This window comes from Tropicimonas isoalkanivorans (assembly GCF_900112335.1).
GTDB classification, from domain to species: Bacteria; Pseudomonadota; Alphaproteobacteria; order Rhodobacterales; family Rhodobacteraceae; genus Tropicimonas; species Tropicimonas isoalkanivorans.
Map to the genome: position 1 here is coordinate 120,097 of NZ_FOLG01000002.1, position 25,324 is coordinate 145,420.

Below are 25,324 nucleotides of genomic sequence, written 5' to 3' on the forward strand. Positions count from 1 at the left end.
TTGCGAGCATCGGTGCGTTACTTCAATGCCGAAAGTGTTGCCACCACGTTTTCAATCGGCTGGATGGTTGAAAGGATGGTCGGTTCACCCCACTGTTCATGGTACAAATTTTCCGGAACCTCCATCAAAGACACCGCCAAGTTGTTGAACGCATTGAGATCAGCGGTCTCAAAATAGGTAATGAAATCGACATCGTCCAAACCGGTCGAATGATAAAGCTTGCGCTTGACGTTCACGAGGAACTCAAGCGTCGGTGCCGTGTGGACTTCCATGTGCGAAAGGCGTTCTTCGTGGCTCATGTTCCACCATTCTGCATCTTTCTCGATCGGAACGACAATCGAGTATTTCGGCTCCTCATCTGAGTACGAAGCAGAAGACAAGGCGGCGTTCATGTCTGGCGAATCTTCTTTCGTGACATAGTTCAGGGGTTTTGTGATGCCGGTTAGAGTTTCGGTAACTTCCGTGTGCATCCCAAACCGAGTTTCCAGGAAATCGGTCATGAAATTTTGAGCCGCTTCGAGATCATAGGCATGGACACGAAGCATGAAGTCGCTCTCAGAGCTAAGCCCCCTCGTCAGATAGGCGTCAACCCGCACTTTGCTTTTGTGCGCATCGACAACGGCGAGCACTTCTTCAACCCCGCCGCGCCGCTCGGCCGATGCCCTTTGGTAGTAGTCCGGATTGACTTTGTATGTGGCGAAAACGCCAATAACGCCAGCATCCTTTAGGATTTTCGCGTGGTCAATATCCATCGCCATTTCGGCATCTGCATTCGCCTGTTGTGCATAGACCATCGTGCCGGACATCGGTCCCGCCGCCACGAGCATGGCGGTGGCTGTTACCGTCAACATTTGAGTTGCATATGTCCGACGGTTTCCGTAAAGAATTGGCATGCGTTCTTCTCCCAAACTTTGTTGCGCAGGCACTCAATGCGATCCTGCATCAGTGGTTTCTGTCGCGTGCGGTCTGCATGCGCAGATTCTGAATTTCCTGGCGTTGATTCAGATCAAGTAGCCTCTGGAAGGACCTGCTTTTTCCGGCCAGCGCGATGCGCTGAAAAAGAAGGTGACGGGGCGCCAACAGTTCTTTGCTGAGGTCGACGCGATGGTTCCCTGGAGCCGGCTTCCGGCGCTGATTGCGCCGCACGACCCGGAGGGTGGGCCGCCCACCGATGCCGCTGGAGACAATGCTGCGGGTCTGTGCGGAACACGATCCAAGCAAGGATCAGTCGCTTCACGGCGCAGCGTGTCACGCATGTTCGTTCGTCTCGGAGACTTCATGTGAGCGGGGAAACCGCCATCTCGATCGCTCCCTCGTCGTGCCCAGCGTCGGACTCGTCTGGACAGGTCCGACGACACCCTTCGTCGCCACTTGTCGCACAGAGCAAGTGCTTCTAGATCTCATCGGTCACGCGCAAAGTGATATCTCTCTCGTTGGCTTTGTACTCCACCACGGGCGGACAGGCGGTCGCGATGCCGGGCTCAGAACCGACCGTCGCGCAGCCGCTGAGCAAGCTCGTTACGATCGCGAGGGCGGCGAGCCGCTGCTTCCAGCATCTGGCGGTGGACATCATTGGCCTTCTCCGTGGTCTCAAGTCGCTCGGCGAGGCGGCCCGTCCGCTCGCCGGACCGCCGAAGCGACAGCAGGAACAGGAGCACGGCGAGGACGATGGCGCCGTAGCGCAGCGCCGCCCGTGTCCACGGGCTGGCGGCGAACCCGGTCAGAAGCGCGGCGATCACCGCCGCCCCCGGCGCCAGTCGTCGAGGCGGGCATAGATGGTGACCGCGATGCCACCGAGTGCCACCGCGATGAACACCCAGCGGAGCGTATCGAGGTACGGGACGAGCGGCAGGATGGCGGATTGGGTCTCGGCCAGAACGCTATGCGCAACCTCGACCCCAGCCGCGCCCAGCGTGGCGACACCGGCCGCGCCACCACCCTTCATGGTACGGCTGTCGGCCAGCACTTCGCGCGCAGGCGGGGTTTCAGCCGCGAAAGCCGTCTCCCGGACCGGGAAGCGCTCGCCCCACTGACGCGCCGGGCCAAGATCGACATGGATGAACCCCGAGCGCGGATAGAAGCCGAAGCCGAGGAAGCCCACCTCCCGTGCCGCCGCCTCGAAGGCCACCGGATCGTGGTTCGCCATGGCGATGTCGAAGGCGGCGCCGTCGAGATGCTTCGACCGGCCCGCGCCCCCCACGGCACGGTTGTGCTCTGGGCTGCGGTAGGCGGAGCGGACGATCAGCGGCTTGCCCAGCCGGTCGCGCAGCGCCTGCAGCTTGTCGAGGGCGGGTTCCTTGACCAGCAGCTTGCCGGTACCTCGGCAGGCGATTTCGGCGGGCGAGAAGTTCGGCCAGCGCCAGGCGCTCTCTGGCACGTCTCGCCAATGGCGGTGGAAGGTCGTGGTCATGGGGGTCCTCCGAAACGAAAAAAAACCGCCTCGAGGGCGGGTGCGGTTGGGCTGGTGAACGGGGGTGTTGAGCGGCTACGGGCCGCCGCCGAAGATCTTCAGCTTGATCGCTATACCCGCGAGCAGCGCCAGCATGACGCCGGTGGTGATCATGCGGACGGCGGTCTGCATCGCGGTGCGGCGGACCAGCCGGATGCAGTCGACCAGGGAGCGCAGATCGCGGATGTCGAGCGCGGCCTCGTCGCCGTCGAGGCCGACATCGGCCAGCGCACGCTTGGCGCCTTCCTCCGCCGCCCGGGTCAAGATCGCCTCGAACTCGGCGTCGGGCATGCGCACGAAGCCCTCGGATCGGGGTGGGTTCATCGGATCCTCCTTCCGCCGCTCAGCCGACCTTGCAGCCCCAGAAGGACGTGTGGTCGGCGGCGAAGTAGCCGTCCGCGACCCGGAAATACCCCTGCAGCTCGACGGTATCGCCTGCCGTCAGCGGCACCATGGTCTGAAGCCAGATCGCGGTAGCGAGCGAGACATGAGTGGCGGAGATTTCGCCGAGGGAGCCGCGGATTTCGGTCGTGCCGTTCAGGACGAGCCGCCCGCGCATGCGGGCGGTGGCGCTGGCGTTGATCTTGTACAGCAGAGTCGCGCCGAAGAGGTAGGTGCCGTCCACGGGGGCGACGAAGTGGTTGTTCACGGCGTCGAACGCGCCCTGATCGTTGTAGTCGGTGTTGTTAAGGCCGATCTTGGTCCAGGTGCCGACGCCGACGTAGTTGTCGTAGTTCGTGTAAGCCTTGAACCGCGGCAGCCGGGGCTGATCGACAATGCCGGTGGCGTTGTCGACGCTCAGCCCGTCGAAGAAGGTGCTGCCGTCGGCGGAGACCGCGAGCCGGAAGCGGTCCGACCCGAACAGCCCCACCAGCGCCTTGGTCACGAAGCCGGTCTGGAGGGTCAAACCGAGATCGTCGCCGGCCGCCTCCTTGTTCATGGTGTAGAACAGGTCGCCGGTGCCGCCCTCGGCCACGGTCCTCGCCGTCCAGAGCGCGGCGTTGAGCTTGGCCGAGAACGGGTTCGATGCATCCGCCGTGGTGCCAACCCCGAGGAGCGCCATGTTCTGCAGCGCCGCCGGTGTGGTCCCGAGCCAGCCCGCGCCATCGTAGACCAGCAGCAGGCCCTCGTCCTCGACCCATGCGCGCCAGCCGATCCGCGGGGGAAGTCGCAGCCAGGCGCCATCGGTCCAGAGCGCGACGTTCAGGTCCCATCCGGACCATTCGCCCGTCGCGCCCGAGGCGACGATGTAGCGATCGCCATCGGCGGGACTGCCGGGCGGCGCTGTCAGATCGCGGTCGAGCACCGAGAGCTGCACGAGCCCGTCGAGCAGCCGCAGCGCCTCGTTGTGGGTGACGTGCTTCTGGGCCTGCGCCGCCAGGATGTAGGGCAGCAGGAGATGGGTCGTGGCGTCGGACATGGGATGGCCTTCAGAGTATCAGCGTGAGGGTCTTGGGCGCGCCCCGCCCGACGAGGGCGGAGAGCTGGTAGATGCGGCTGTCGAGCGTGTCACCGGGGCCGAGCGGCGCGCCCCAATCGGCGGTCTGGTCTGCGGCGGTGTAGACCGCGCTGGTGGTGGCGGTGCTCAGCACCCGCTTAACGGTCGCGCCATCAAGGATCTCGACCTCGTAGGCTTCGAGCTCTTCTCCGAGCGGCACTTCTAGCCCGCCCCAGCTGTCGGCCGCGAGAGCTCGGGACCGGCGCGTCCAGCGGATCGTCAGATCGCCGGGCGTGCGCGGCCTGCGCCACGGCTGCTCGACATGGGCGCCGGAGAACGGCCGCAGCCCGACGCCCGCGGGCGTGAAGGATTGCGCCACATAGGTCTCGTCGCTGACGGGGCGGCTCGCCGGACCGATGCGCCAGTTCCACGGCAATCCGAGATCGGCCTCGGCAATCGGCAGGGACGCCAGCGACGCGTCCAGCACCACGACAAGAGCGCCAGCGGGCGCCGGATTGCCCATCGCGCCCTCGGTGCCGCGCTGGCCGCGCAGGAGCCGGGTCAGCCGGTATCGACCCGGCGCCAGCAGCTCGGCCGCGCCCGCCTGCACGATCTCCCAGGTGCCGGGCGCGCTCTCGATAGCCAGCGCATTGGCGCCGCCCAACAGCGTCAGGTCGGTGACGCTCTCCAGCGTGCCGGTGAGCAGATCGACCACAAGCGCATTGCCGTGGTCGAAGCGTGAGGTGGGGCCCGGATAGAAGTCCGAGACCAGCGCTCCGATCCGGGCGCGGCTGCCGAACGTGGTCAGCAACTCGAACCCGTCCGTCGAGGGGCTGCGGAACACCGCCATCTCGCCCGGCCAGGGAAGAGCGTGCGCCGCGACAAACGGTCGATGCGCGGGCTGGTCCTCGGTCAGCTGCGGCAGGTCCATCAGCACCGCGTCCGGCGCGCCGAACACCACGGCCCGCGTCAGCGACGCCGCGCGGGGATCGCCGGGCGGCAGATCGTAAGTCGCACGGTCCTGCCGCACCGCCTCGATGCCGCGCGCTGCCGCGTCGGCGATGGAGACGAGCCGCAGATCGACCAGACGCCCGTCATGCGCGAGCCGGATCGCATCGGCCGGATCGAACGCGAGGCGCGAGGGTGGCAAACGGAACGCCGCCGTCTCGCGGCCCACCCACGCCTCCATCAGCGCGCGGCGGCAGCGCCTCTCGGCCTCCTCGGGCGGCACCGCCATTGGAAAGGACTCGGACGCGATCCGGGTCGTGTCCACGGTGATGCGCCGGGCCTCGACGAGGGCCGCGTCGTAATCCTCGTCGGCGCGGGCGACCTGCCATTTCAGGGCCTGCGGCAGTTCGGTCTCCTGGCCGCGCGTCAGTTCCAGCACATCGCCCTCGCGGGTGGCCACCAGATCGTCGGGCGCGAGGGTGGCGACGGAGGCCCGGCCGCGCATGACAAAGCGGATCCCCCCCTCTGTCTCGACGGCGTCGAAGCCGAAATGCCGCGACAGCGTTGTGATCGAGGCGCGTGGGCTTTCCAGCGCCGTGATGGCGTAGCCTTCGACCGCGCCCCAGAGGCCGGTGACGTCGATCCGGGACTCGGGCAGCCCGGCGCGCAGGCAGAGGTGCCGCACGAGCGCCGCCAGCGACACCGCGCCAAGCCGTCCGGTCAGCCAGTGCCCCAGCCGCCAGTTCGCCCCGTCCGTCCAGACATCGGTCAGCGCCGGAAAGAACGGGTACGGCCGCGCGTCCCAGGTCCAGGCGGCGCATTCCGGCACATGCACCATCCGGCCGCCGTAGACCGATGACACCGGGTTGTTCGCCGGGACGCCCCACCAGAGGTACGTCGCCTCGAGATAGGCGCGCTGGATCGCGTCGTCGCGCCAGCCCCGCGAGAAATGCGGCGTGAAGCTCTCGGACGACTTCGGGTCGAAGAAGACGTTCGGCTGGTTCGTGCCCCGGTCGATGGCGGGACAGCCGAGCTCGGTGAACCAGATCGGCTTCGACTCCGGCGCCCACGCCGTCAGCGTGCCGCTCTCCACCCCGCCCGGGCGGTCGTAATGCGCGTTCGACCACCAGGCGCGAAGATCCTTGTAGCGGAAAACCCATGGCTTGCCCGCCGCGCCATCGCTGATCGGGGTGCGCACCTGTGCCACCCGATCAGCCGCACTGGCATAGAACCAGTCGAAGCCTTCCCCGCCCGCAATGTTCCCCTGCAGATAGGCCCGGTCGTAGATCGCAGGCCAGCCCGCCTGCGCATCCGCGTGCTCGAACCCGTCGCGCCAGTCCGACAGCGGCATGTAATTGTCGATGCCGACGAAATCGATCTCCGGGTCCGCCCAGAGCGGATCGAGGTGGAAGAACACGTCGCCCGAGCCGTCGCCCGGCTGGTGCCCGAAGTATTCCGACCAGTCGGCGGCGTAGCCGATCTTCGTCCCGGCCCCGAGAATGGACCGCACATCGGCAAGGAGGTCCCGATAGCCCTGCACCGCCGGATAGGTGGCCGCGCCCGAGCGGACCGTCGTCAGCCCCGGCATCTCGGTGCCGATCAGGAAGGCATCGACCCCGCCCGCCGCCGCGCAGAGATGGGCATAGTGCAGCACCATGCGGCGCAGGCCCCAGTCGCCGGGCGTGCCTGTCCACGAAACCGATTGACCCGCCACGCTGAAGCTCGCAGGTGTCGCCGCGCCAAACAGCGCCGCGACCTGGCTTGCGGCCGTGGCAGTCTTGTCGACCGATCCCGCGTAGCCTGCCGCTGGAGAACAGGTGATCCGGCCCCGCCAGGGGAAAGCGGGCTGGCCGGTCTCGGCGGCGTTGTCGGAATAGGGGTTCGGCAGGGTGTTGCCGGGCGGCACGTCCATCAGGATGAATGGGTAGAATGTCACGCGCAGCCCGCGCGCCTTCATCTCCTGGATCGCCTGCACCACGGCGAAGTCGGACGGCGTGCCGCCATAGACCGGGCGGTCCTGGTCGTCGCGGCTGACCAGGAAGGCGTTGGCACGGCTCACGCCGTTCACCGACCAACTGGCGGGCGTGGTCGACTTGGCCGAGACCTCGACGCCCGGCCGCACCTTGCAGGAGCCCGCGCGCAGGTCGTCGCCGAACCAGGCCACGACGAGGCTGACGCTCTCGACCGCAGGCGCCATCGCTTGCAGCCGGTCGAGCGCCTCCACCATGTCGGTGGAGTCGGCCAGCGCGTTCAGGTTCTCGGGCATCGTCGCGCCGCCATCGGTCTTGCGGATGGCCTGCGTGGCATATGTGAACTCGCCCGAGGCCGGGATCATGGTGACGGCGCGGGTCAGCCCCTCGGCGATGTCGGGATCGGCGAGCGGCCGGAAGACTTCGAAGGACAGCTGCGGCAGGCGGTTGCCGTAGGTCGAAAGCGCCAGTTCCTCGAAGACGACATAGGCGGTGCCGCGATAGGCGGGCGTGTTGGCTGCGCCCATCTTCCCCGCAATGAACGGGTCCGCCGTCTGCGCCTCGTCGCCGGGATACCAGCGCCAGGTGACGCCGGAGAGGTCCATCGGCTTGCCGTCGGCCCAGATCCGGCCAATGCCGGTGATCGGGCCTTCACACAAGGCCACCGCGAAGCTGGCGTAGTACAGATACTCGGTGGTCTTGACCTTGCCGCCCCCGCCGCCCTTGCCGCCGCCCTGCGTCGTGGTCTTCGTCTCCTCGCGGAAATCGGTCGCCCAGATGATGTTGCCGCCCATCCGCATCCGGCCATAGAGCCGCGGGATCACCGCGCCCTCGGTGGCCGAGGTGATGCGCAGCGTGTCGAGCCGCGCGCCCTCGATGCGCTGGGTCGGCGCCAGCGACGAGATGATCCAGCTGTCGACGACCGAGCCGATGCTCGAGCCGATGAAGCCGCCGATGGTCGCGGCGCTCACGCCGAGGATCGCCCCGCCGATCGAACCGCCGATGGCGGCGCCGGCTGCACCGAGAACAAGCGTTGCCATGTCGGGGTCTCAGCGTTGCGGGAAGAGGAAGGCGAAGGCGATGCGCCGCCGCCAGGCATTGGTGAGCGGTTCCTCGATCACGCCGAGCCGCTCATAGGCGTGGAGGAAGGTGGCAGGACCGGTGAGGATCCCGACATGCTTGGCGATGGCGCGGGGCCTCATGCAGAAGAGGACCAGCGCGCCGGGACCGGCCTCGGCAGGCGACACCTCGATCATCATGCGCCGCGCGCCTTCGGCCAGAACCTCGCGCGGGCCGGTCTCGCCCCAGTCGCGGCTGTAAGGCAGAATCGGGAACGGCTCCGGCCCCACCACGTCGCGCCAGACCCCCCGCGCGAGCCCGAGGCAATCGCAACCGACGCCGCGCAGGCTGGCCTGGTCGTGGTACGGCGTGCCGAGCCAGGAGCGTGCGACGGCGACGACACGCGCGGGGTCGGCCGATGCGAGAGGTTGCGTCACAGCACGCCTCCCTCGTGGCCGCCATCCTTGGTGGCGTAGCGCAGCACGGCATCCTGGCCGGGGATGTGCGGGAACCCCCGGAAGTTGGCCGTGTTGGCGAACCTGGCGCCGCAGGTCTCGATCCGCTTATCGCAGCCCGCACGGATGGTGAAGGCATTGCCCTCGGAGATCTCGCGCACCGGCGCCTCGAGAAGGGTCAGCACGGCGATGCCGTCCGTCACATCATGGCCGAGAACCTCGGCCCGACGCCCCGCGTTGGAGCCACTGGTCCATTCGATGGTCCCGAAGGTGAACCAGCCGGAGGCGAAGCCGCCGAGGCCCGAAGCGGTGAAGGCGCGGTCGCGTAGAAGGTCGATCACGACGCTCGTGCCCTTGAACGCCGGGTTCTCCAGATCGACGCCGCAGCGCGCATCGCCGAGCGCGGCATCGCAGGTCGCCTGGAACGTCCGCCCGATCGTCTGGCCAAGCACATGCGCGAGCGAGCGGACTTCGGCGACGAAGGCCAGCCGCCCGCGCCGGATCTGGCCGATGGCCCCGCGCCGCATCAGCACGCGCTGGTTCGTGTCGGCCCAGTTCACCCGCCAGACTTCGACCTCGGCGTTATCCCAGCGGCCGTCGAGGATGTCGGTCTCGGTAATCCGGTCCGAGGTCAGCACGCCCTCGGCGTCCTGCGCATCGACCGAGAGGTCCGAGCCGGAACGGACCTCGGAGGCCGTCAGCCCGCTCTCGGGCTCGAAATCCGTCCCCTCGAAGCTGAGCGTCCGATCGTGGTCGGTGAAGCCGAAACTCGTGCCGTCGGCGCGCACGATCCGCCAGCACCAGGCGAGCGTCGTCGTTCCCTCGTCGAGATGGGCCTGCAGGTCGGGGTCGAGGGACTTCATCGGCGCAGTTCCAGAAGCGGGATGGAGGTGATCGAGCCGAGCCGCTCGAGGTCGAGCGTCACGTCGAGCGCGTCGGTGTCGAAACGGACCGGCACGTCGAACTCGAAGCCCGCGGTGATGGCGGCGCCAGCGCCCGGCGCGGTGCTGAAGGTGACGACGCCGGTGGCGGTGTCGACCGACCAGCCGGAAGGCTGCTCGACCCCGCCGAGCGCGATGCGCGCGGTTCCGGTCACCGGCTTCGCGACGGCGCGCGTCCAGGATTGCGCACCCGAGGCGTAGCGCTTGACCAGCTGGAAGGCGGTCGTCGCGCCGTCGCCCGTGCCGATAGACTGATCGGTGGGCGACGGCGTGCCCGAAGGCAGGCAGGACTTGTGGTCACCCCAGTCCTTGAACCGGAAGCCATGCAGGCGGCCATTGCGCGCCTCGAAGAAGGCGACGACGGCGGCCAGATCGTCGGCGCGGCGGATGCCATAGGCGACATCGTAGCGGCGGCGCGAATTGGCCCAGCTGGCGTTGCGCTCCTCGTCGCCCGAGGCGAGCTCGACGATCTGCGTGCGCCGCTCCGGTCCGCCCCGCGCACCTCGGCTGATGTTGTCGGGAAACCGGACCTCGTGAAACGCCATCACATGCCCCTCCGACCGAGCGACACGGCGCGGGCGATATCCGCGGCGACCTGCGTTCGCGATTGCCGGAAGCTCTCGGCGTCGCGGGCCATGATGGTCACGTTGACCCCGCCGCCCGCGCCGTAGCTCTGTGCCTCCCGCCGCGACAGCACGCGTTCCCCGCGCTGCAGGATCGCGGGCACCTCGTCGTGACGAAGCCCGGCCATGCCGCCACCATGCATCCGCGGCGCGGCGGCGAAGGCCATGGCCGGGACCATCCGCGAGGGTCCAGCCGATCCGACCATCCCGCCCGCATGCAGGACGTTGGCGAAGATGCCGCCCGCCCCGGAGAAGACGCCGGAGAGCGCATTGGCGATCGGCCCGAGGATGAACCGCCGCGCCGCCAGTTGGGCGAGATCGGCCAGCAGCGACGTCACCAGATCGCGGAAGTCGAGCTTGCCGGTCTTCACGAACTGGCCCACCGCGTTCTCGGCCGACTGGAAGGCGCCGACGAGGCTCTGGCCGATGTCGCCACCGATCTCGCGGGCCTTGCTGGCGTAGTCGGAGAGCGCGGCGGTGACCGCCCGCCAGCCGGTGACGGCCGCGTCGGTCGCGGGCTCCGCTACCGCAGCAGCAGCTCCGGCCGCCACACCTGCATCTGTTGCGGCGCGCCCGGCGTCGCCGAGGGACGTCTCCAGGCGCTCCGCCGCAGCGGTGGTCTCGGCCAGTGCGTCGGCGCCGTCCTCGTCGGTGCCGCGTACGGCATCACGCAGCGCCTGCCAGCTTTCGAGGGGCGCACGGGCCCCCTCCGCCAGGTCGCGCGCCGCGCCGCGGTAAAGGTTGGCGGACTCGAGCGCCCTGTTCGCCGCCTCGGTCAGACCGAGATCGGGCGCGGAGAGCGGATTGTCCTCGAAGGCCCGATCGAAGGCCGCCTGAGCTGCCGTGGTTGCGGCAGTCGCCGCTCCCTCGAAGCGGTTCTCGATCTCGCCGAGGTCGAGGTCCGGAACCAGCGATATGCGCCGCTCCGACCCGAGCGCTTCGAGCCCCTGGTTGATGCCGCCGATAAAGCCGTTGATCCGCGAGACCACCCCGTTCAGCATCGCCTCGACGCCATCGACCAGGCTGTTGGCCGCCTGGAACGCGAGATCGCCGATGGCGGCGGGCAGCAGGCCCCAGATCGCCTTGATCGCCTCGTAGGCGCCTTCGAAGGTGTTCGCGGCCGTGTTGCCGAAGCCCACCACGCTCTCGATGGCGCTCTGCATGCCCGATGCGGCATCCGCCTTCAGGTCGAAGAACATCGCCGTGGCGGCCGCGCCCGCCGCCGCCGCGCCCATACTGATGCGTTCCCAGACCTCGACCGCGAGGTCCTTCAGGAGCGACATCGCTTCTCCGAAACCGCCGGCGCCGGAGACGAGCCGGGTGAACTGGTAGACGAGCTCGCCCGCGCCGACGATCAGCGCGCCGATGCCGGTGCGGATCAGCGCCCCGCGCAGGACAACGAGCGCCGTGGCGAGGCCCCGGACCGAGAGCGCCGCAGCCGCCATGCCGGCGACCCAACGTCCCGCGAGGAACGCCGCGAAGGTGGCGGCATAGGTGGTCAGGCGGCCGATGTTGTCCAAGAGACCGCGGATCGCGATGCCGAGCGGCCCGGTGCGGCTGGCCACCGCCGCCATGGCATCGGCGACGGCTTCCAGCGCAGGTGCCGCTGCGACCGCCAACTGGTTCGAGAGCCCGCGCCAGACCAACCCGAGCCGCGAGATGGCGTCGTTCGTCCGCTCGATCTGGTCGGCGTCCTGCTCGGAGACGACAACCCCGAAGGCGAGGACGTCCTCTGTCGCCTGGCGCAGCGTCGCGGTGTCGATCCGGCTCATCGCGATGGAGCCTTCCTCGCCGAAGAGCTGGCCCGCGACCGCCGCGCGCTCGGCGGCAGGCACGAAGCTCTCGATCGCCGCGTTGATCGCGCCCACGCGCTGGTCCAGCGGCAAGGCGATCAGCTCATTTGCTGAAAGCCCCAGCCGGTCGAGCGCGTCGGCAGCAGGGCCGGTCCCGGCGGCCGCCTGACTGAGACGGCGCGTCAGATCCTTGGTGGCCTGCTCGATGCCGGACATGGAGACGCCCGCCAGATCGCCCGCGCGCTCCAGCGTCTGGATCGAGGCGACGGTGGTGCCGAGCGACTGCGCCAGCTTCGCCTGCGCATCGACCGTCTGCAGGCTGGACCGGATCATCGCCACGCCAGCAGCGGCTGCGGCGGCCACGGCAGCGGCAGCCGCGACCCGCACCCGCCGCGAGAAGGCCGCGAGCCGGGCGTTCGCGGCTTCCATCTCCCGGCTCAGCCGTCCGAAGCCGCGCGACCCGGCCTCGCCCACGCCTTCGAGTTCGGCGCGCACCTGCCGTCCGCCCACGGCCGCGAGGCGGACGCTGACCCTCTTCTCAGCCATGGGAATGATCCATCTTTTCGTTGAGCTTGGCCACCATCACCGCTTCGATGACGGGCAAGAGTTCACCCGCAGCAGCGGGCGGGACGCCGAGCGCAATTCCCAGAGCGAGGGCCGCGGACAGGTCCCAGCCGACCACCGCGCCGGGCAGCACGCGCAACTGACCGCCGAGGCGGCCGACGAGATCCCAGACCTGCCAGCCCTCATGGGTAAGCGGCCGGTTCAGGCGCGTCGGGCAGTCTTCGCACGCTTGCGCGCAGGCTTCGCAGTAGCGCTCGCCCCCGCCGAAGGACCACTCGGCGAGAGCGCGGAGGCGTTTTTTTCCTGTTCCAGCAGCAGGCCTTTGGACACGTAGGTCAATTGGAAGGCCTCGAAGATCGGCCAGACGTCGAGCAGCGCGTCGATGGCCTCGGGGGTGGGATCGATCGGGTTGCCGTCGGCATCGCCGATGCCCTCCCAGCCGAGCACAGCCCGTCGCGCCAGCGCCTTGGCGAAGGCGACGGCGCGCTCCTCGTCGGAAGCCTCCTCGGGCACCGCCTCGACGGCGGGGTCGCTGCGCGTCGCGACCATCAGGGCGGTCGTCAGCGGGCGCAGTTGCACCCGGACGCCGGGGGCGAGGTCATGCCAGCGCGGCGCGTTGGTCAGGTCGAGCGTCAGCATCAATACGTCTCCACGTCATTCACGAGGGTGGCGGTGCACATCCGGCCGACGACGCTGTCGCGCGCGGCCTGCCAGTCGAATGTCGCCTGGACGCCCTGCGGCCCGGAAATCTCGATCCGTGGACGCGGCAGGTAGACGGCGTGCACGGTGAAGGAGAAGCTTTCGCCTGAAGGCAGGACGTAGGCGAATTCCATCTCGCAGGCCTCGCCGTTGATCGCCTGCGTCACCAGCGTCTGGTCGGCGAAGCGCACCTCGATCCGGCCCGTCAGCGCGGCAATGGATGGATCCGCGCCATCGATGCGGCCGTCCGAGCGGATGGTCTCGATCCGGTCGAGGTTGTTGGCGTAGGTGATCTCGGCCGAGACCACATTGCCGAGGGCGGTGCCGTTCCGGGTGATCGCCCCGTTGAAATGGCCGAAGCGCTTCAACTCCAGTGCGGCGGGCGTTCCGGCACTGGTCGTGGTGCCGACCGTCTCGCCCTGCGCCACCAGCCGCGCGGTCGCGGTGAGCAGGCCCGAGCGCTGCATCTGCCAGGTGATCTGGTCGAGCACGCAGCCCGAGTACATCGCATAGCGGGGCACCTCGGGCATGCCGGTCTCGATCGACATCGAGGGCAACGTCCAGGACCCCGACTGAAATTCGTGGCTGTACGGGGCCTCCGCGCCCGTGGTCGTGGGCGCGCCGAAGGCTGCCTTCAGCCAGAAGCCGAACGCCTCGGCGTCCAGCGGCACGACGACGTCGCCGTCGGCCGTCACGGCGTCCTTGATCGGCGCTAGCGGATCGCGGCCGTAGCCGAGAAGCTCCGAATTCAGCAGCGGCTGCTCCGCGCCGAGCGACGTGCTGGCGAAGGGCATGCGGGTGAAGCCGCTGACGGGCGGCGTTCCATAGGTCGTCTCGAACGCAAGCGCCATCAGCGCTCGCGCCCCTTGGGCTCGTGCCATGTTCGTCTCCTGTGGTCGGTTGGGTCAGGCCAGCGGGTCGGCCGTGGAATAGTGCAGCACGACCGGGATAACGGCGGCCTTCAGACTCGCCGCGCCCTCGACCGGCAGATCGACCGGGCGCGGGGCTTCGGCCTCGACCCAGTCGCAGAACCCGCCCAGCGTCCGGTCGGCGGCGAGCGCTGCGCCGATGCTGGCGGTCAGCGTGTCAAAGGCGGCGTCGCGATCGGCACCCTGAACGACCGCCTCGATCTCGGCTCGGTGCTGGTAGTGATAGCGCAGCGGCGACAGCGTGACTTCGGGCGCACCTGGTTCGCCATCGCGCAGGATCATCAGGCCCTCGACCGGCATGCGCTCGGGCAGCACGTCCCCGCGCAGAGCGGTGGCGGGCAGCGCCGAGAGCCGCGCGTGCAGCGCGACGAGGATGGTTTCGCGAGGTGTCATGGGTCGGCCGAGTTGGAAATCGCGTCGAGCACCGGACAATCGGGGACTTCGGCGCCCGAACACCTGGATGCAGTTGTAGCGAGGACGGATTCGATACGCCGAAGATCCGCGATCCTCGCGCGGACATCGGCAAGGTGCCGCTCCGTCCGTTCCTTGACCTCGGCGCAGGTCGGCGCGGCGCCGTCGCCGAGCCCCATCAGCCCGCGGATGTCCTCCATCGAGAACCCGAGTTCGCGGGCGCGCAGGATGAAGCGGAGGCGTGTGGCGTGTGCGGCGGAATAGACCCGGTAGCCGGCGTCCGTGCGGGGCGGGTCGGGCAGCAGGCCGGTCTTCTCGTAATAGCGGATCGTCTCGATGTTGCAGCCGGTCGCCCGGGCCAGGTCGCCGCGTGTGAAGCCGCTCTCGCGCTCGTGATCGGTCATGGGCAAGTTTCCTCTTGAGCCTGTAGTTGCTACAGACCCTACACCCATCGTCAATCACAGACGAGAGGTGCGCGACATGGCGCTGACAGACGACAGAACGGACAGCACGGGCGCGGATCGCCCCGCCCGAAAGGGCTGGCTCGCGGCGGGCGGTGTGGTGGGCGCCTTTCTCGCCTCGGCCTGCTGCATCGGGCCGCTGGTGCTTCTGACTCTCGGCATCTCGGGCGCCTGGATCGGCAACCTGACGGCTCTGGAGCCTTACAAGCCGATCTTCGCCGTGATCGCGCTCGGCTTCATCGCGGCGGGTTTCTGGCAGGTCTATTTCCGCAAGCCAACCGTCTGCGAACCCGGTTCCTACTGCGCAAGGCCAGCATCGGCGCGCATCACCAAGTCGGCTCTCTGGGCCTCCCTGATCCTCGTTCTCGCAGCCCTCACCATCGACTGGTGGGCCCCGCTTCTCTACTGACCCCGAAAGGACATCCACATGAAGAAGATCCTTGCACTCGCCTTGTTCGGCCTGACCGCCGTTGTGCCGATCACCGCCATCCCTGTTGCCGCGCAGACCGTCGCCGCCGAGCAGACCGTCACCTTCGCGGTGGACAACATGACCTGCGCGCTCTGCCCAGTCACCGTGAAGCGTGCGATGGAGGGCGTCGCGGGCGTGCGCGCCGTCGAGATCGACTTCGATGCCCGCACCGCCACGGTGATCTTCGACACCGCCGCGACGAGCGCCGACGCCATCGCGACCGCGTCGGCCAATGCAGGCTACCCGGCGCGTGTCGCGGGCTGACGAGATGACCGAGCAGTCCGACCGCAAGCTGATCGCGACAGGGATCGTCGGCACCGTCATCGCGGCGCTCTGCTGCTTCACTCCGGTGCTGGTGGTGCTTCTGGGTGCCGTGGGCCTGTCGGCCTGGCTGGGTTGGCTCGACTACGTTCTGCTGCCCGCGCTCGCCTTTTTCGTCGCGCTGACCGTGTACGCGGTCTGGAGACGGCAGCGGCGCCAGACCACTCGAACGGATGGATGACTTGATGAAAGACGATTGCTGCGCGCCCAAGGGCGATTTCGACCTTGCCGTGATCGGCGCCGGATCGGCCGGGTTCTCGGCCGCGATCACCGCCGCCGAGGGAGGCAAGCGCGTCGCGCTGATCGGCCATGGCACCATCGGCGGGACCTGCGTGAACGTGGGCTGTGTGCCCTCCAAGACGATGATCCGGGCCGCGGAAGCCCTGCACGGTGCGCAGACAGCACATCGGTTCCCGGGCCTGAACAGCGAGGCGCAGGTCGCCGACTGGTCGGCGCTGATTGCGGCCAAGGACGATCTTGTCGCGACACTGCGCCAGAAGAAGTACGCCGATCTGCTGCCGGGCTACGGCGGTGTGACCTATCTCGACGAGGGTCCGGCGCGTCTCGTCCTCGGCGGGGTCGAGGTCGGCGGGCGCAGGATCACGGCTCCCAAGGTGATCGTCGCGACCGGTGGCCGACCCGCCGTGCCCGACATCCCTGGGATCCAGGACGCACCAACGCTCGACAGCACGTCGCTGCTGGAGCTGGACCGGTTGCCCGAAAGCCTGATCTTCCTCGGCGGCGGCTACATCGGCGTGGAGCTGGCGCAGATGATGGCGCGGATGGGCACCCGCGTCACCATTGTCTGCCGCTCGCGCCTGCTGCCGCGCACAGAGCCGGAGGTGTCCCGGGCGCTGACGGAGACGCTGCGCGCCGAGGGCGTCGCGGTTGTCGATGGCGCGACCTACGACGCCGCACGGCGCGACGGGGCCCGTGCGGTCCTGACGGTGACGGTGGACGGCGCAGACCGCGATCTGACGGCCGACCGCCTCGTCCTGACGACGGGACGCGCAGCCAACACCGAGGGGCTGGGCCTCGCGGAGATGGGCGTCGAGACCGACGCGCGTGGCGCGATCCGGGTGGGCGACGACATGCAGACCACGAAGGCCGGCATCTTCGCGGCGGGCGATGTGACCGACCGCGACCAGTTCGTCTACATGGCCGCCTATGGCGCCAAGCTCGCGTCCCGCAACGCCGTTCTGGGCGGGGCGGAGCGCTACGACAACGCCGCGATGCCGTGGGTGGTGTTCACCGATCCGCAGGTCGCCGGCGTCGGGCTGACCGAGGCGCAGGCGCGCGCCGCGGGTCATGACGTCAAGACCAGTGTGCTGACGCTCGACAACGTGCCCCGCGCGCTCGCCGCCCGCGACACGCGCGGCCTGATCAAGCTCGTCGCGGACCGGGCGACCGACCGCCTCCTGGGCGGCGTGATCATGGCGCCGGAGGGAGCCGACAGTGTCCAGACGCTCGCCATGGCGCTCAAGTTCGGCATGACGACAAAGGCGCTCGGCGAGACGATCTTCCCCTATCTGACCACGGTAGAGGGGCTGAAGCTCGCCGCGCAGACCTTCGACAAGGATGTCGCGAAGCTGTCGTGCTGCGCGGGGTAACCCGAGCCGTCGGTTTCGTGGCTGCCGAGCAAGATTGCGCATCGATGCGATCACAACCTACCCCCCACCCAGTTCGCCACGATCAGCCCCGGCACGCTGTCCAACGCCCGGTCTGCATCCCGCGCCAGATCCAGCCGCTTCGGCAGCTTGACCTGCGGCACCAGCAGGAAGATCGGCGCAGTGACCTTTCCGCGCCCGGTCTTCGACCGCGACACCACCGCCTGGCCTTTCGTGTTCAGCCGCCCCTCGGCGACCAGCAGGCTGGGGCCCGTCCGGCGATAGACGAAACGCAGGCGGAGGCCGCGTCGCCGCTCCCATTCACCGGGGGTGATCCGGCCGCCGCGCAGGGATTTGCCCGCCGCGGGCAGCGGGATCGCCAGCCAGAACCCGTTCTTCGATCGGATCAGCGGCCCGGTGTCATGCGCACCGACGATTACCGGCGCCTTCGACCAGACCAGCGCCGCAGCCTCAAGGCTCTCGCCCGACCTCGGGAAGTTCTGGCTCCGGATCGAGTTGGCGAGCCGTGTACCAAGCCCCGCGCCGGTGATCTGCAACCGCCACGCCGTCTTCAGCCCAGTCCCGGCCTCGCGAATGGCGGCGGTGACGGCCCGTTCACCCGCCGCGACCTCGGCCGCCATCATCGCGACGATGTCGGGATCGATGTCGAGCTTCAGTTTCACGCGGGCCTCAGGTCGACGGTCCAGACCAGCCGCTCGCGGTCGCGGACCGGCTCGCCCTGTATGAGGAAGGCGTCGCCGTCGATCTCGATGCGGTCGCCGGGACGCGGGTTCGCCACCTCGGCCACGCGCAGGTCGATCCGGGTGGTTTCGGACCAGAGCCGCGCGTCGCCGAAGTCGGTGACCGCGTCGGCGCGACGGGCGACGGCACGCACCAGCACGGGTGTACCGCCGTCGGCGATGTAGACCGCGTCCCGGCCGATGTTCGGATCGGCGAAGAGCGCGCCGATGGCGGCGGCGAAGGCCGACATCAGAACGTCGCGTTCAGGCGCACCCGGCCGATGGTGTCGCCGGCGCCGCTCGCCACCGCCTCGACGGCCGCGCCGATGAGGGTGTTGTCGGTCGCGACGGTCGTGGTGCGCTTGTTGGTGTCGTCCCAATAGACCTTGGCGCCAACCGTCCACGCCTGGGAGCCGACCTTGGTGATGTCGAACACGCCGACGAGCGCGGTCTCGACGGGCTCGCCAATGGCGGCGGCACCCGCGGCGATGCCGAAGATGGAGCCGACGAGCAGGCCATCGCCGGAGGCGACGGCATAGGGCGCGGTCAGGGTGATGGTGTTGCCGGGCTGGACGTAGGTTTTCATGATGGGGATCCTCGTGGAAAGACGAAGGGCGGCCCGTCAGGACCGCCCGTGTGTCAGGGTTCAGGAAGCGCGCCTTACGCGCCCGGGTTCTTGTAGAGGCCGCGCCAGTCGATGGCCTTGGCTCCGAAGTCGAGGCGGCACTTGATCTCGACCCCGTCGACGTCGAAGCCGTTGCGCGTCTCGATATAGGCGCCCTGCTGGCCCTCGAGATAGGCGTACTCGATGGTGTCGATCTGGTTCGGGCTGGCCGCCAGATACCAGGCGGTCTCGCTGGCGGCGTCGAGCCGGGGCTCGCTGATCGGCGCCAGCGTCCTGATCGACTGCGGCACCACGCTGGACGTCGCGGCGGGCACGAGGTTCTGGGCCACCAGCTGTTCGGCTTTCAGTTCCAGTGAGGCCGGCACGATCAGGAAGGCAGGCCGGACGTTCAGCACCGTCTTCTTGTCGAGGCCGGTCTGCTTGGCCATCGCCGCGCGCGCCGCTCCGACGCTGCTGACATCGAGCGCCGCGCCGGTGCCTGCCAGGTTCTTGTGGGTGGTGTGGAAGAGCGCATTGCCGTCGGCCATCGCCGGGTTGGCGGTGATGATGCCCCAGACCACGTCCGACTCCAGCTGGGCGATGGAGTTGCCGTACATCGCCGGGATCCGGGTGAAGGCGTCGAGATCGTCGTTGATCAGCGTCTGGCGGGTGATCGCGACCACCCGGCCATAGGTCTTGACCTTGTAGCTCTCCTTGCTCTCGCCGAGCGTGCCGCGCTTGAACTCGCCGCTCTCGCCCACCTCGAGCAGCTGCGGCGCTTCGCCGAGCTGGACGCGGTGCATCGCCTTGAAGTCGGTGGCCAGCACCTGGCGGCAGAACAGCATGAAGGTGCGGGGATAGGCCTCGTAGGCCTGCCGCAGGGTCTTGTTGGTGACCACCGACAGGATCTCGGGGAAGTCCGAGGTCGAGTGCAGCGCGCGCGTTGCCACCTCGTCACGCGACAGGCCGCGCGTGTTCACGCCCGCATTTCCGAGGCTTTCGCGGGCCAGTTCCATGAGCGTCATGCCACGATACTGGCGGGCGGCATCTTCCAGAGTGAAGAGCGTCGGGCTGTAGCGGTGCAGCAGCGCATTCGCCACAGCATCGCGGCGGGTGATGTGTTCGTCCCGGCCGCCGAGCGGGACGGACACCTGGCTGAAGGTTCGGGTCTCGTCCGACTTCGCGGCGACCTGATCGAGGATCAGTCGGCGGGACTCGTCGACGCTGACACCGCGCTTGACCAGGTCCTCGGCGAAGCCGCGCTCGAGGTTCAGGCGCCCCGCCAGATCGTAGATGGTGGAGACGCGGTCGCGTTCACCCTCGCGGGCGCGGGTGGCGACCGTCTCGGTGTCGGGCGCAGCGGGAGCATTGGCCTTCGGCTGCGTGCGGGTTTCGCTGGTGCGAAACTGCGGTTCAGCGTCGCCACGCTGCGGCTCGGTCGTGGTGGCCTTCGGCTCGGTCATGGGGGTGTCCTCGGTTTCGACCGGCGCGGTCGGCTGGGTGTTGGCGGGGGTTGCGGCGTCGCTCGCCGGGGTCTGGGTCTGGTCCGTCATCGGGGATGCTCCTTGCGGTGTGGGGGCGTCCCGGCGGTGGAGGACGCAGTCGTGAAGGGGATGCTGGGCGCGGAAGCCCGCAGCGGGGTCGGCGCCGACCGCGACGGCGGAGACCTCGAACGGCGTCCAGTCCACCGCCCGCCAGAGTTCGCGCGCGGCCTCGAGCTTCGAGACCTCGAAGCGGTGGACCTGGTAGCCGATCGAGACCGCGCGGATGTGCCCGGCCTGGATGTCGCGCCAGATCGGCTCGACATCGGCGCGCTCGCTGATCCGCACCAAGGCGATGCCGCGTCCGTTCTCGATCCGCGCCGAACCCGGCACGACCGAGCCGATGACGGCGTCAAGCGTGTCGATCTCGTGCACCTTCAGGAACGGCGCGCCCGCGTTCAGCCGGTCGAGCCGGACATGGGCCGGGTCGAGGCTGAGTTCCTCGTCATAGGGCTCGCCGAAGAAGGTCGCGCGGCGGACGCGGGCGCCCGCCGACCAGACCACCTCGACGGTGCGGCTGTCGGCGTCGGCCGTGTTCGGCGCAAGCTCCGCCGACCGGCGCATGGCCGGCAGTTCGATCATCGTGTCCATGAAGGTCAGTCCTGTTGGTCGGCCTGCGCCGGTTCGGTTTCCGCGTCGGCGGAGGGGTCGTCGGCCGGATCGTCGGCATCCGGATCGGTGGCCGGATCGCTGGTCTGCGCGCTGCCGGTCTTGGTGACGCGGCGTGGGTCGCTGTCGAGCACCAGCCCCAGCGCGTCGAGCTTGGCGTTGGTCGCGGCGATCTCCGCCAGCACCGCGTCGGGATTTCGGCCCTGTCTCGCGATCACCTCGGCCAGCGTCATGGTGCCGGAGCGGATCGACAGCAGGTTCGCCATCGCATCCTTCTGCGGATCGACCGCCTCGAATTTCGGCGGCGACCATTCGACCGGCACGATGGGCGACGGGATCTGTCCCGCCGCCCACGCGGCCTCGGTGAACCAGCGCCAGACCGGCGCGCAGAACATCGGGATGAACAGCTGCCACTGCACGGCGTCGATCTGGCGGCGGAACTCCACGAGCCCCGCCCGGATCGAGGAATAGTTCACCTGGCTGAGATCGCCGGTCAGCAGCTCGTAGGGCACCCGGAACCCGGCCGAGATCGTGTGCAGGCTCGCGCGCTTGTATTCGCCATAGCCGCCTGTGGCGGAGGGCTGGTTGAACCGGATGTCCTTGCCGCCGCGGGCATAGGCGATCAGCCCCGGCTCGAACTGTTCCACCCGGTTGCCGTCGGCATCGACCACGGAGGGCGCGATGCCCTGTTGCGCCTCGTCGTCGCCGAAGACGATGGCGGTGACGCAGGCCTCGGTCTTCTTGCGAACCAGTTCGGCCACTTCATAGTCGTCGAGATCACGCAACGACCGGATCACCGGCGCGCCCCAGGGGACGCCGCGCGCTTGCGTGCGCTGCTTCTCGTAGACATGGGCGATCTCGGTCGCGGGGACCGGGCGGCTCTGCAACCCGTTCTGCAAGGCCCCGTAGGCGTCGCCCGGATGCTCGGCATGCAGCCAGTAAGCCCGGCGCTTCCCGACCGGGTCGAACTCGATCCCCTGCACGAGGCGCCCTGCGCCGAGGGCTCCGGACTTGGTGGCGTCGAGGAAGTCGGCTTCCAGCACCTGCAATTGCAGCGGCACCGGCAGGCCGTCGCTCGCGCGCCGCAGGCGGCGGCGCACCAGAACCTCGCCCGCCTCGACCATCTCCCGGCAGATCAGCGTCTGCAGGCCATAGAAGTCAAGCTGGCCATCGGCGTCGCAGTCCGCCGTCCAGCGTTCGAAGAGCGCATCGACCTTCCGGTCCAGCTTGTCGTCGCCGCTAGCGGCGCGGGGCATGATGCCCGCGCCGATGATGTTGTTGACCAGCACCGCCACGGCCTTGGCCGCATGCGGGTTGTTGCGCACCAGATCGCGCATGCGGTCGCGCAGCAGCGCCCCGGCGACGCCGATTTCGGTGTCGGCCGAGGATCCCGGCGCGCGCCAGCCGTCCGTCCGTCGCCCGCGCGCCGCGCCGTCATAGCCACGCGTCAGCGTCTCGAATGCCTGACGCGCCATCACGCGCCGAGCCGCCATGCGCGGCGCCACCGTGGCGATGGCGTGGTCGAACCAGGTCGCCGACATCAGCGATCCCCGCGCGAGAAGCCAGCGAGCCCCGCCACGGGCAGCGGGCGGCTGAAGCCCGCGATGGCGCGCTCGATGGTCCGGATGCGGGCGAGCAGATCCTCGGCCGAGCCGTAATCCACCGACTTGCCGTCATAGCTGACGCGCGTCGTGCCGCTGGCATAGGCCCGGCGCAGCGCCGAAAGCTCGGTTTCCGTCCAGTCGATCATGTTCAGAACCATCCCTCCCGCCGCCCGAGCCAGTCGGAGCGGCGCTTGCCCTGCGGGGCCTGTCCCGGCCGGTTGATCTGCCCGGCGGGATCGGTGTCGGTGGGGGCGGCCCCGAGCTGATCCTCGAGGTCGCGCCATTTCTCGTCGGGCCAGCGGTCCGCGCCCGCGATCCAGGCGGCTGCGCGGGCGTAGACCCGGCAATCCAGCGCCTCGTTGCGCTCGCGCAGCTTCTGCCATTCCAGCCGGGCGAAGCCGCGCTTGGTGCGCACCGTCACCAGCTGCTCGGCCACGAACTGCTTCAGCCATTCGTTCTCGACCCAGTGCGGCAGGTGCACCGAGCCGGGCGGGAACGCCGCCCCGTCGGCCATCTCCTCCTCGGTCGGGCGTGCCAGCCGCAGGAAGCGGTAGGTTTCGGCCTTGAAGGTCGAGACCGCCACGGTCCAGAGCCGCGCCCCGCGCCGCAGGCGTTTGCCGCCCTCGGTCGCGTCGACAAAGGTCGGCCCCGACACCGGGCTCGAGCGGTTGAACCCCTCGACGCCCTTGACCGGCGACACCTGCGCGAAGCCTTGCGCCCGCGACCAGGAATAGACCGCCGGGGCCTCGTAGCCGGTGTCGATGGCGAGCCGCGCGATCCTGAGATGCGCGCGGCGTTCATGCGGCCAGGACCTGTCCAGCAGCGCGGTCAGCTCCGACCAGGCGTCGTGCCGGTCGGGCCCGCCCTCGATGACGACGTGATCGACGAGCCAGCTTTCCAAGCCGCGACCCCAGGCCCAGACATCGACCTCGATCCGGTCCTTCTGCACGTCGGCTCCGGCTGTCAGGAACAACCCGCCTGCTGGCACCGTGCCGGATTTCCAGCGTTCGCGCCGGTCGTAGAGCCGCTGCCAGTCGGGCGCTTCCCCGGTCTCGACCCATGTCTCGCCGAGGATCGTGTTGCGGAACGCCTTGATCGCCTCGTCCGACCCTTGGGCTGCTTCCCATGACCGCACGATCCGCTCCCAGCTCAGCCAGCCGATCGGCGAATAGAGCGCCGAAAGGTGATACCCGACCGTGGTCGGATCGGCGGCCGTGGCGGTCGCCCGCCATTCGCCGCCCTCCAGCATCGCCGTCTTGTGGTGTTCCGCGATTGCCGCGTCGCAGCCCTCGCAGTGATACTCGGCCGTCTCCGGGCGGCCCTTTTGCCAGCGCAGCCGGTCGAACTTCAGCCATTGTGCGTGGCCGCATTGTGGGCACGGCACGAAGAACCGACGCTGGTCGCTGGCCTCGTACTCGCGCTCGATGCGCGACAGCCCCCGGATCGTGGGCGTCGAGACCAGCAGCACCTTGCGCCGGTGGGCGAAGGTCAGGGAGCGCGCCTCGGCGAGCGTGACCGGATCGCCTTCCTCGTCGGCCGAGGCGGGATAGGCGTCGACCTCGTCGAGGAAGATGTAGCGCGCCGGGGTGGACCGAAGCCCGACCGCCGAGTTCGCGCCCGTCATGATCAGGATGCCGCCCGCGAACTCCTTCGAGAGCATCGTGTTGCCCGCATCGCGGGATCGCGCGGGCTTCACCCGCTCCCGCAGCTCTGGGCTTTCATCGATCAGCGGGTCGATGCGCTGGCGCGAGTTGCGCTTGGCCAGTTCCACGGTCGGCTGGACCGCCAGCATCGGACCCGGCGCCTGGTGGATCGCGAACCCGATCCAGTTGTTGCCCGCCTCGGTCGCGCCGACCTGCGCCGCCTTCATGAACACGATCCGCTGCGTGGGATCCCCCGGCGACAGCCGGTCCATGATCTCGCGCATGTAGGGCGTGCGCACGGTGCGATACCGCCCCGGTTCGGCTGAAGCCCGCCCCGAGAGCATCCGGTGCCGGTCCGCCCATTCCGAAACGGTCAGGTCCGGGTCGGGCCGCAACCCGTTGCCCCAGGCGCGGAGGATCTCGCCCGCGCCGTCGAAGTCGATCAGGCCATCATCGTCACCGGAAGTCGGGCCGGACCTCGGCGAGTTCGTCGAGGTGGGCGCGTACATGTTTCTCCAGGACCTTCTGCATCGCGGCTGGCTCCACGGTGATCTGCTGGCCGGTCACGTCGGCGCACGAGGCTGACAGTTCGGCCGCCATCAGCGCCGCCGCGCGTGCAGGCCAGTTCACCCACGCGTCCCGTTCCTCCCGCGCCAGCCGGAACACCAGCGCCAGCGCGCGGGCCCGCTCGATCAACTCCCCCTTCAGCTTCTGGAGCCGGATGCGCCGCTCCTGCGCTTTCAGCACCTCGTTCGCGGTCTTCGCCTGCAGGAAGGTCGTGCCGCCGCCGACGGCCGGGACTGCCAGCCCCTGTTCACGCAGCGTGTCGCCAACAGCGGCCACGGCCGCCTCGGGGACGGGCTTCAGCTTCGGCGTGGGCGGCTTGCGGGTCTTGGACGGGTCGGTCGTCTCGGCACGTCTGGCGTCGCTGGCGGCCGCGTTGATGCTGCCGTCGGGATAGAGGACCAGCCGCTCGGCGGCCTTGGCCTTCTGGATCGCGCCCCGCGACAGCCCGACATGCGCGGCGTACTGGCGCTCGCTCATGCCCTGCATCGACGGCTCCGATTATCTATCGAAATCATGTTCTTATCGAGTTGATAAGCAGCGCGACCGGAGCGAACGTCCGTTCAGAAGGACGATGCAACTCACCAAGGAGCCATCACGATGACCACGCGCCTGAACCCGATCACCACCCCGCGCCACGAACTCCGCGCCGAGAAGGCGCGCCGGAATAAGGAAGCCGCGCTCGCGGCCTTCATCGGCAAGAAGGCCGAGATCGACGAGATGCTCGCCCGGCTGCAGACGCTGAGCGACGACCACTTCAACGCCCACCCCGACGAGATCAACTGGGGCCATGTCGGCACCCTCGAACACTACGCCAGCCTCCTGAAGCGCATCACCGACAGCGCCTTCGGCGAGGGCGAGCACGCCCGCTGATCTCCGGCA

Annotated in this window: 28 protein-coding genes; 5 read left to right on the top strand and 23 right to left on the bottom strand. The window is 68.8% G+C overall.

From position 1 onward, the window contains the following. Positions 1–17: 17 nt before the first annotated feature. From BM075_RS04770 to BM075_RS04835, 15 genes are all read right to left on the bottom strand, one after another. The gene (locus tag BM075_RS04770; protein WP_218152811.1) at positions 18–893 is read right to left on the bottom strand and encodes a chlorite dismutase family protein; all 876 of its coding nucleotides are present in this window, start codon (positions 891–893) and stop codon (positions 18–20) included. Between the two features lie 588 nt (positions 894–1,481). Then, the gene (locus BM075_RS04775; protein WP_093359540.1) at positions 1,482–1,739 is read right to left on the bottom strand and encodes a hypothetical protein; all 258 of its coding nucleotides are present in this window, start codon (positions 1,737–1,739) and stop codon (positions 1,482–1,484) included. Continuing rightward, the gene (locus BM075_RS04780) at positions 1,736–2,410 is read right to left on the bottom strand and encodes a YcbK family protein (protein WP_093359541.1); all 675 of its coding nucleotides are present in this window, start codon (positions 2,408–2,410) and stop codon (positions 1,736–1,738) included. Before BM075_RS04780 ends, BM075_RS04775 begins: the two co-directional genes overlap by 4 nt. Positions 2,411–2,485: 75 nt before the next feature. Next, a complete protein-coding gene (locus tag BM075_RS04785) occupies positions 2,486–2,773 on the bottom strand; it encodes a DUF6127 family protein (RefSeq protein WP_075784372.1) in 288 nt (95 codons plus the stop codon). Between the two features lie 19 nt (positions 2,774–2,792). Then, entirely contained in the window at positions 2,793–3,869 is a 1,077-nt protein-coding gene (locus tag BM075_RS04790) for a DUF2793 domain-containing protein (protein WP_093359542.1), read from the bottom strand. A gap of 10 nt (positions 3,870–3,879) precedes the next feature. Next, complete coding sequence (locus BM075_RS04795) at positions 3,880–7,845, bottom strand: baseplate multidomain protein megatron (RefSeq protein WP_093359543.1); 3,966 nt, start codon at positions 7,843–7,845, stop codon at positions 3,880–3,882. A gap of 9 nt (positions 7,846–7,854) precedes the next feature. Further along, complete coding sequence (locus tag BM075_RS04800) at positions 7,855–8,301, bottom strand: NlpC/P60 family protein (RefSeq protein WP_093359544.1); 447 nt, start codon at positions 8,299–8,301, stop codon at positions 7,855–7,857. Further along, positions 8,298–9,182, bottom strand: a complete 885-nt coding sequence (locus BM075_RS04805) for a DUF2163 domain-containing protein (RefSeq protein ID WP_093359545.1) — start codon at positions 9,180–9,182, stop codon at positions 8,298–8,300. Before BM075_RS04805 ends, BM075_RS04800 begins: the two co-directional genes overlap by 4 nt. Continuing rightward, a complete protein-coding gene (locus BM075_RS04810; RefSeq protein ID WP_083548837.1) occupies positions 9,179–9,805 on the bottom strand; it encodes a DUF2460 domain-containing protein in 627 nt (208 codons plus the stop codon). The genes BM075_RS04805 and BM075_RS04810 overlap by 4 nt, the downstream gene beginning before the upstream one ends. Further along, a complete protein-coding gene (locus tag BM075_RS04815) occupies positions 9,805–12,222 on the bottom strand; it encodes a phage tail tape measure C-terminal domain-containing protein (RefSeq protein WP_093359546.1) in 2,418 nt (805 codons plus the stop codon). Before BM075_RS04815 ends, BM075_RS04810 begins: the two co-directional genes overlap by 1 nt. After that, on the bottom strand, positions 12,215–12,373 hold the full coding sequence (locus BM075_RS24380; protein ID WP_425445187.1) for a DUF7697 family protein: 159 nt from the start codon (positions 12,371–12,373) through the stop codon (positions 12,215–12,217). The genes BM075_RS04815 and BM075_RS24380 overlap by 8 nt, the downstream gene beginning before the upstream one ends. A gap of 68 nt (positions 12,374–12,441) precedes the next feature. Further along, positions 12,442–12,879 carry a hypothetical protein gene (locus BM075_RS04820; RefSeq protein WP_083548835.1) on the bottom strand — a complete coding sequence of 146 codons (438 nt, stop codon included), beginning with the start codon at positions 12,877–12,879 and terminating at the stop codon, positions 12,442–12,444. Next, positions 12,879–13,820: a phage tail tube protein gene (locus BM075_RS04825; RefSeq protein ID WP_083548834.1), complete on the bottom strand. Its 942-nt coding sequence runs from the start codon at positions 13,818–13,820 to the stop codon at positions 12,879–12,881. Before BM075_RS04825 ends, BM075_RS04820 begins: the two co-directional genes overlap by 1 nt. Before the next feature lie 24 nt (positions 13,821–13,844). Next, positions 13,845–14,261, bottom strand: coding sequence for an acyl-CoA transferase (locus tag BM075_RS04830; protein ID WP_083548833.1), 417 nt, complete (start codon positions 14,259–14,261; stop codon positions 13,845–13,847). Further along, positions 14,258–14,683, bottom strand: a complete 426-nt coding sequence (locus BM075_RS04835; RefSeq protein ID WP_062563550.1) for a MerR family transcriptional regulator — start codon at positions 14,681–14,683, stop codon at positions 14,258–14,260. Before BM075_RS04835 ends, BM075_RS04830 begins: the two co-directional genes overlap by 4 nt. Positions 14,684–14,759: 76 nt before the next feature. Here BM075_RS04835 and BM075_RS04840 point away from each other — a divergent pair, with 76 nt between their 5' ends. From BM075_RS04840 to merA, 4 genes are read left to right on the top strand one after another with little or no spacing between them, the layout of a single operon-like run. Then, on the top strand, positions 14,760–15,149 hold the full coding sequence (locus tag BM075_RS04840; RefSeq protein ID WP_062563549.1) for a mercuric transporter MerT family protein: 390 nt from the start codon (positions 14,760–14,762) through the stop codon (positions 15,147–15,149). Between the two features lie 18 nt (positions 15,150–15,167). After that, positions 15,168–15,473 carry a heavy-metal-associated domain-containing protein gene (locus BM075_RS04845; RefSeq protein WP_062563548.1) on the top strand — a complete coding sequence of 102 codons (306 nt, stop codon included), beginning with the start codon at positions 15,168–15,170 and terminating at the stop codon, positions 15,471–15,473. A gap of 4 nt (positions 15,474–15,477) precedes the next feature. Next, on the top strand, positions 15,478–15,711 hold the full coding sequence (merF, locus tag BM075_RS04850; protein ID WP_123644184.1) for a mercury resistance system transport protein MerF: 234 nt from the start codon (positions 15,478–15,480) through the stop codon (positions 15,709–15,711). Positions 15,712–15,715: 4 nt separating this feature from the next. Beyond that, positions 15,716–17,140, top strand: a complete 1,425-nt coding sequence (merA, locus tag BM075_RS04855; protein WP_228189482.1) for a mercury(II) reductase — start codon at positions 15,716–15,718, stop codon at positions 17,138–17,140. A 50-nt stretch (positions 17,141–17,190) separates the two neighbouring features. Here merA and BM075_RS04860 read toward each other — a convergent pair whose 3' ends face one another. The 8 genes from BM075_RS04860 to BM075_RS04895 all read right to left on the bottom strand — a co-directional run bounded on the left by BM075_RS04860 (position 17,191) and on the right by BM075_RS04895 (position 24,931). Next, on the bottom strand, positions 17,191–17,820 hold the full coding sequence (locus tag BM075_RS04860) for a DUF6441 family protein (protein ID WP_062563545.1): 630 nt from the start codon (positions 17,818–17,820) through the stop codon (positions 17,191–17,193). Further along, positions 17,817–18,128 carry a head-tail joining protein gene (locus BM075_RS04865; protein WP_062563544.1) on the bottom strand — a complete coding sequence of 104 codons (312 nt, stop codon included), beginning with the start codon at positions 18,126–18,128 and terminating at the stop codon, positions 17,817–17,819. The genes BM075_RS04860 and BM075_RS04865 overlap by 4 nt, the downstream gene beginning before the upstream one ends. Beyond that, on the bottom strand, positions 18,128–18,463 hold the full coding sequence (locus BM075_RS04870) for a DUF2190 family protein (RefSeq protein ID WP_062563543.1): 336 nt from the start codon (positions 18,461–18,463) through the stop codon (positions 18,128–18,130). The genes BM075_RS04865 and BM075_RS04870 overlap by 1 nt, the downstream gene beginning before the upstream one ends. A 74-nt stretch (positions 18,464–18,537) precedes the next feature. Next, complete coding sequence (locus tag BM075_RS04875) at positions 18,538–20,613, bottom strand: prohead protease/major capsid protein fusion protein (protein WP_093359547.1); 2,076 nt, start codon at positions 20,611–20,613, stop codon at positions 18,538–18,540. A 5-nt stretch (positions 20,614–20,618) separates the two neighbouring features. Then, the gene (locus tag BM075_RS04880) at positions 20,619–22,172 is read right to left on the bottom strand and encodes a phage portal protein (protein WP_093359548.1); all 1,554 of its coding nucleotides are present in this window, start codon (positions 22,170–22,172) and stop codon (positions 20,619–20,621) included. Further along, complete coding sequence (locus BM075_RS04885) at positions 22,172–22,381, bottom strand: phage head-tail joining protein (protein ID WP_177208251.1); 210 nt, start codon at positions 22,379–22,381, stop codon at positions 22,172–22,174. The genes BM075_RS04880 and BM075_RS04885 overlap by 1 nt, the downstream gene beginning before the upstream one ends. Before the next feature lie 2 nt (positions 22,382–22,383). Beyond that, on the bottom strand, positions 22,384–24,387 hold the full coding sequence (locus tag BM075_RS04890; RefSeq protein WP_083548831.1) for a phage terminase large subunit family protein: 2,004 nt from the start codon (positions 24,385–24,387) through the stop codon (positions 22,384–22,386). Further along, on the bottom strand, positions 24,335–24,931 hold the full coding sequence (locus BM075_RS04895; protein ID WP_028720223.1) for a hypothetical protein: 597 nt from the start codon (positions 24,929–24,931) through the stop codon (positions 24,335–24,337). Before BM075_RS04895 ends, BM075_RS04890 begins: the two co-directional genes overlap by 53 nt. Before the next feature lie 111 nt (positions 24,932–25,042). On the opposite strand from BM075_RS04895, the gene BM075_RS04900 reads away from it, so the two are divergent. Further along, positions 25,043–25,315: a hypothetical protein gene (locus BM075_RS04900; protein ID WP_028720222.1), complete on the top strand. Its 273-nt coding sequence runs from the start codon at positions 25,043–25,045 to the stop codon at positions 25,313–25,315. Positions 25,316–25,324 lie beyond the last annotated feature (9 nt).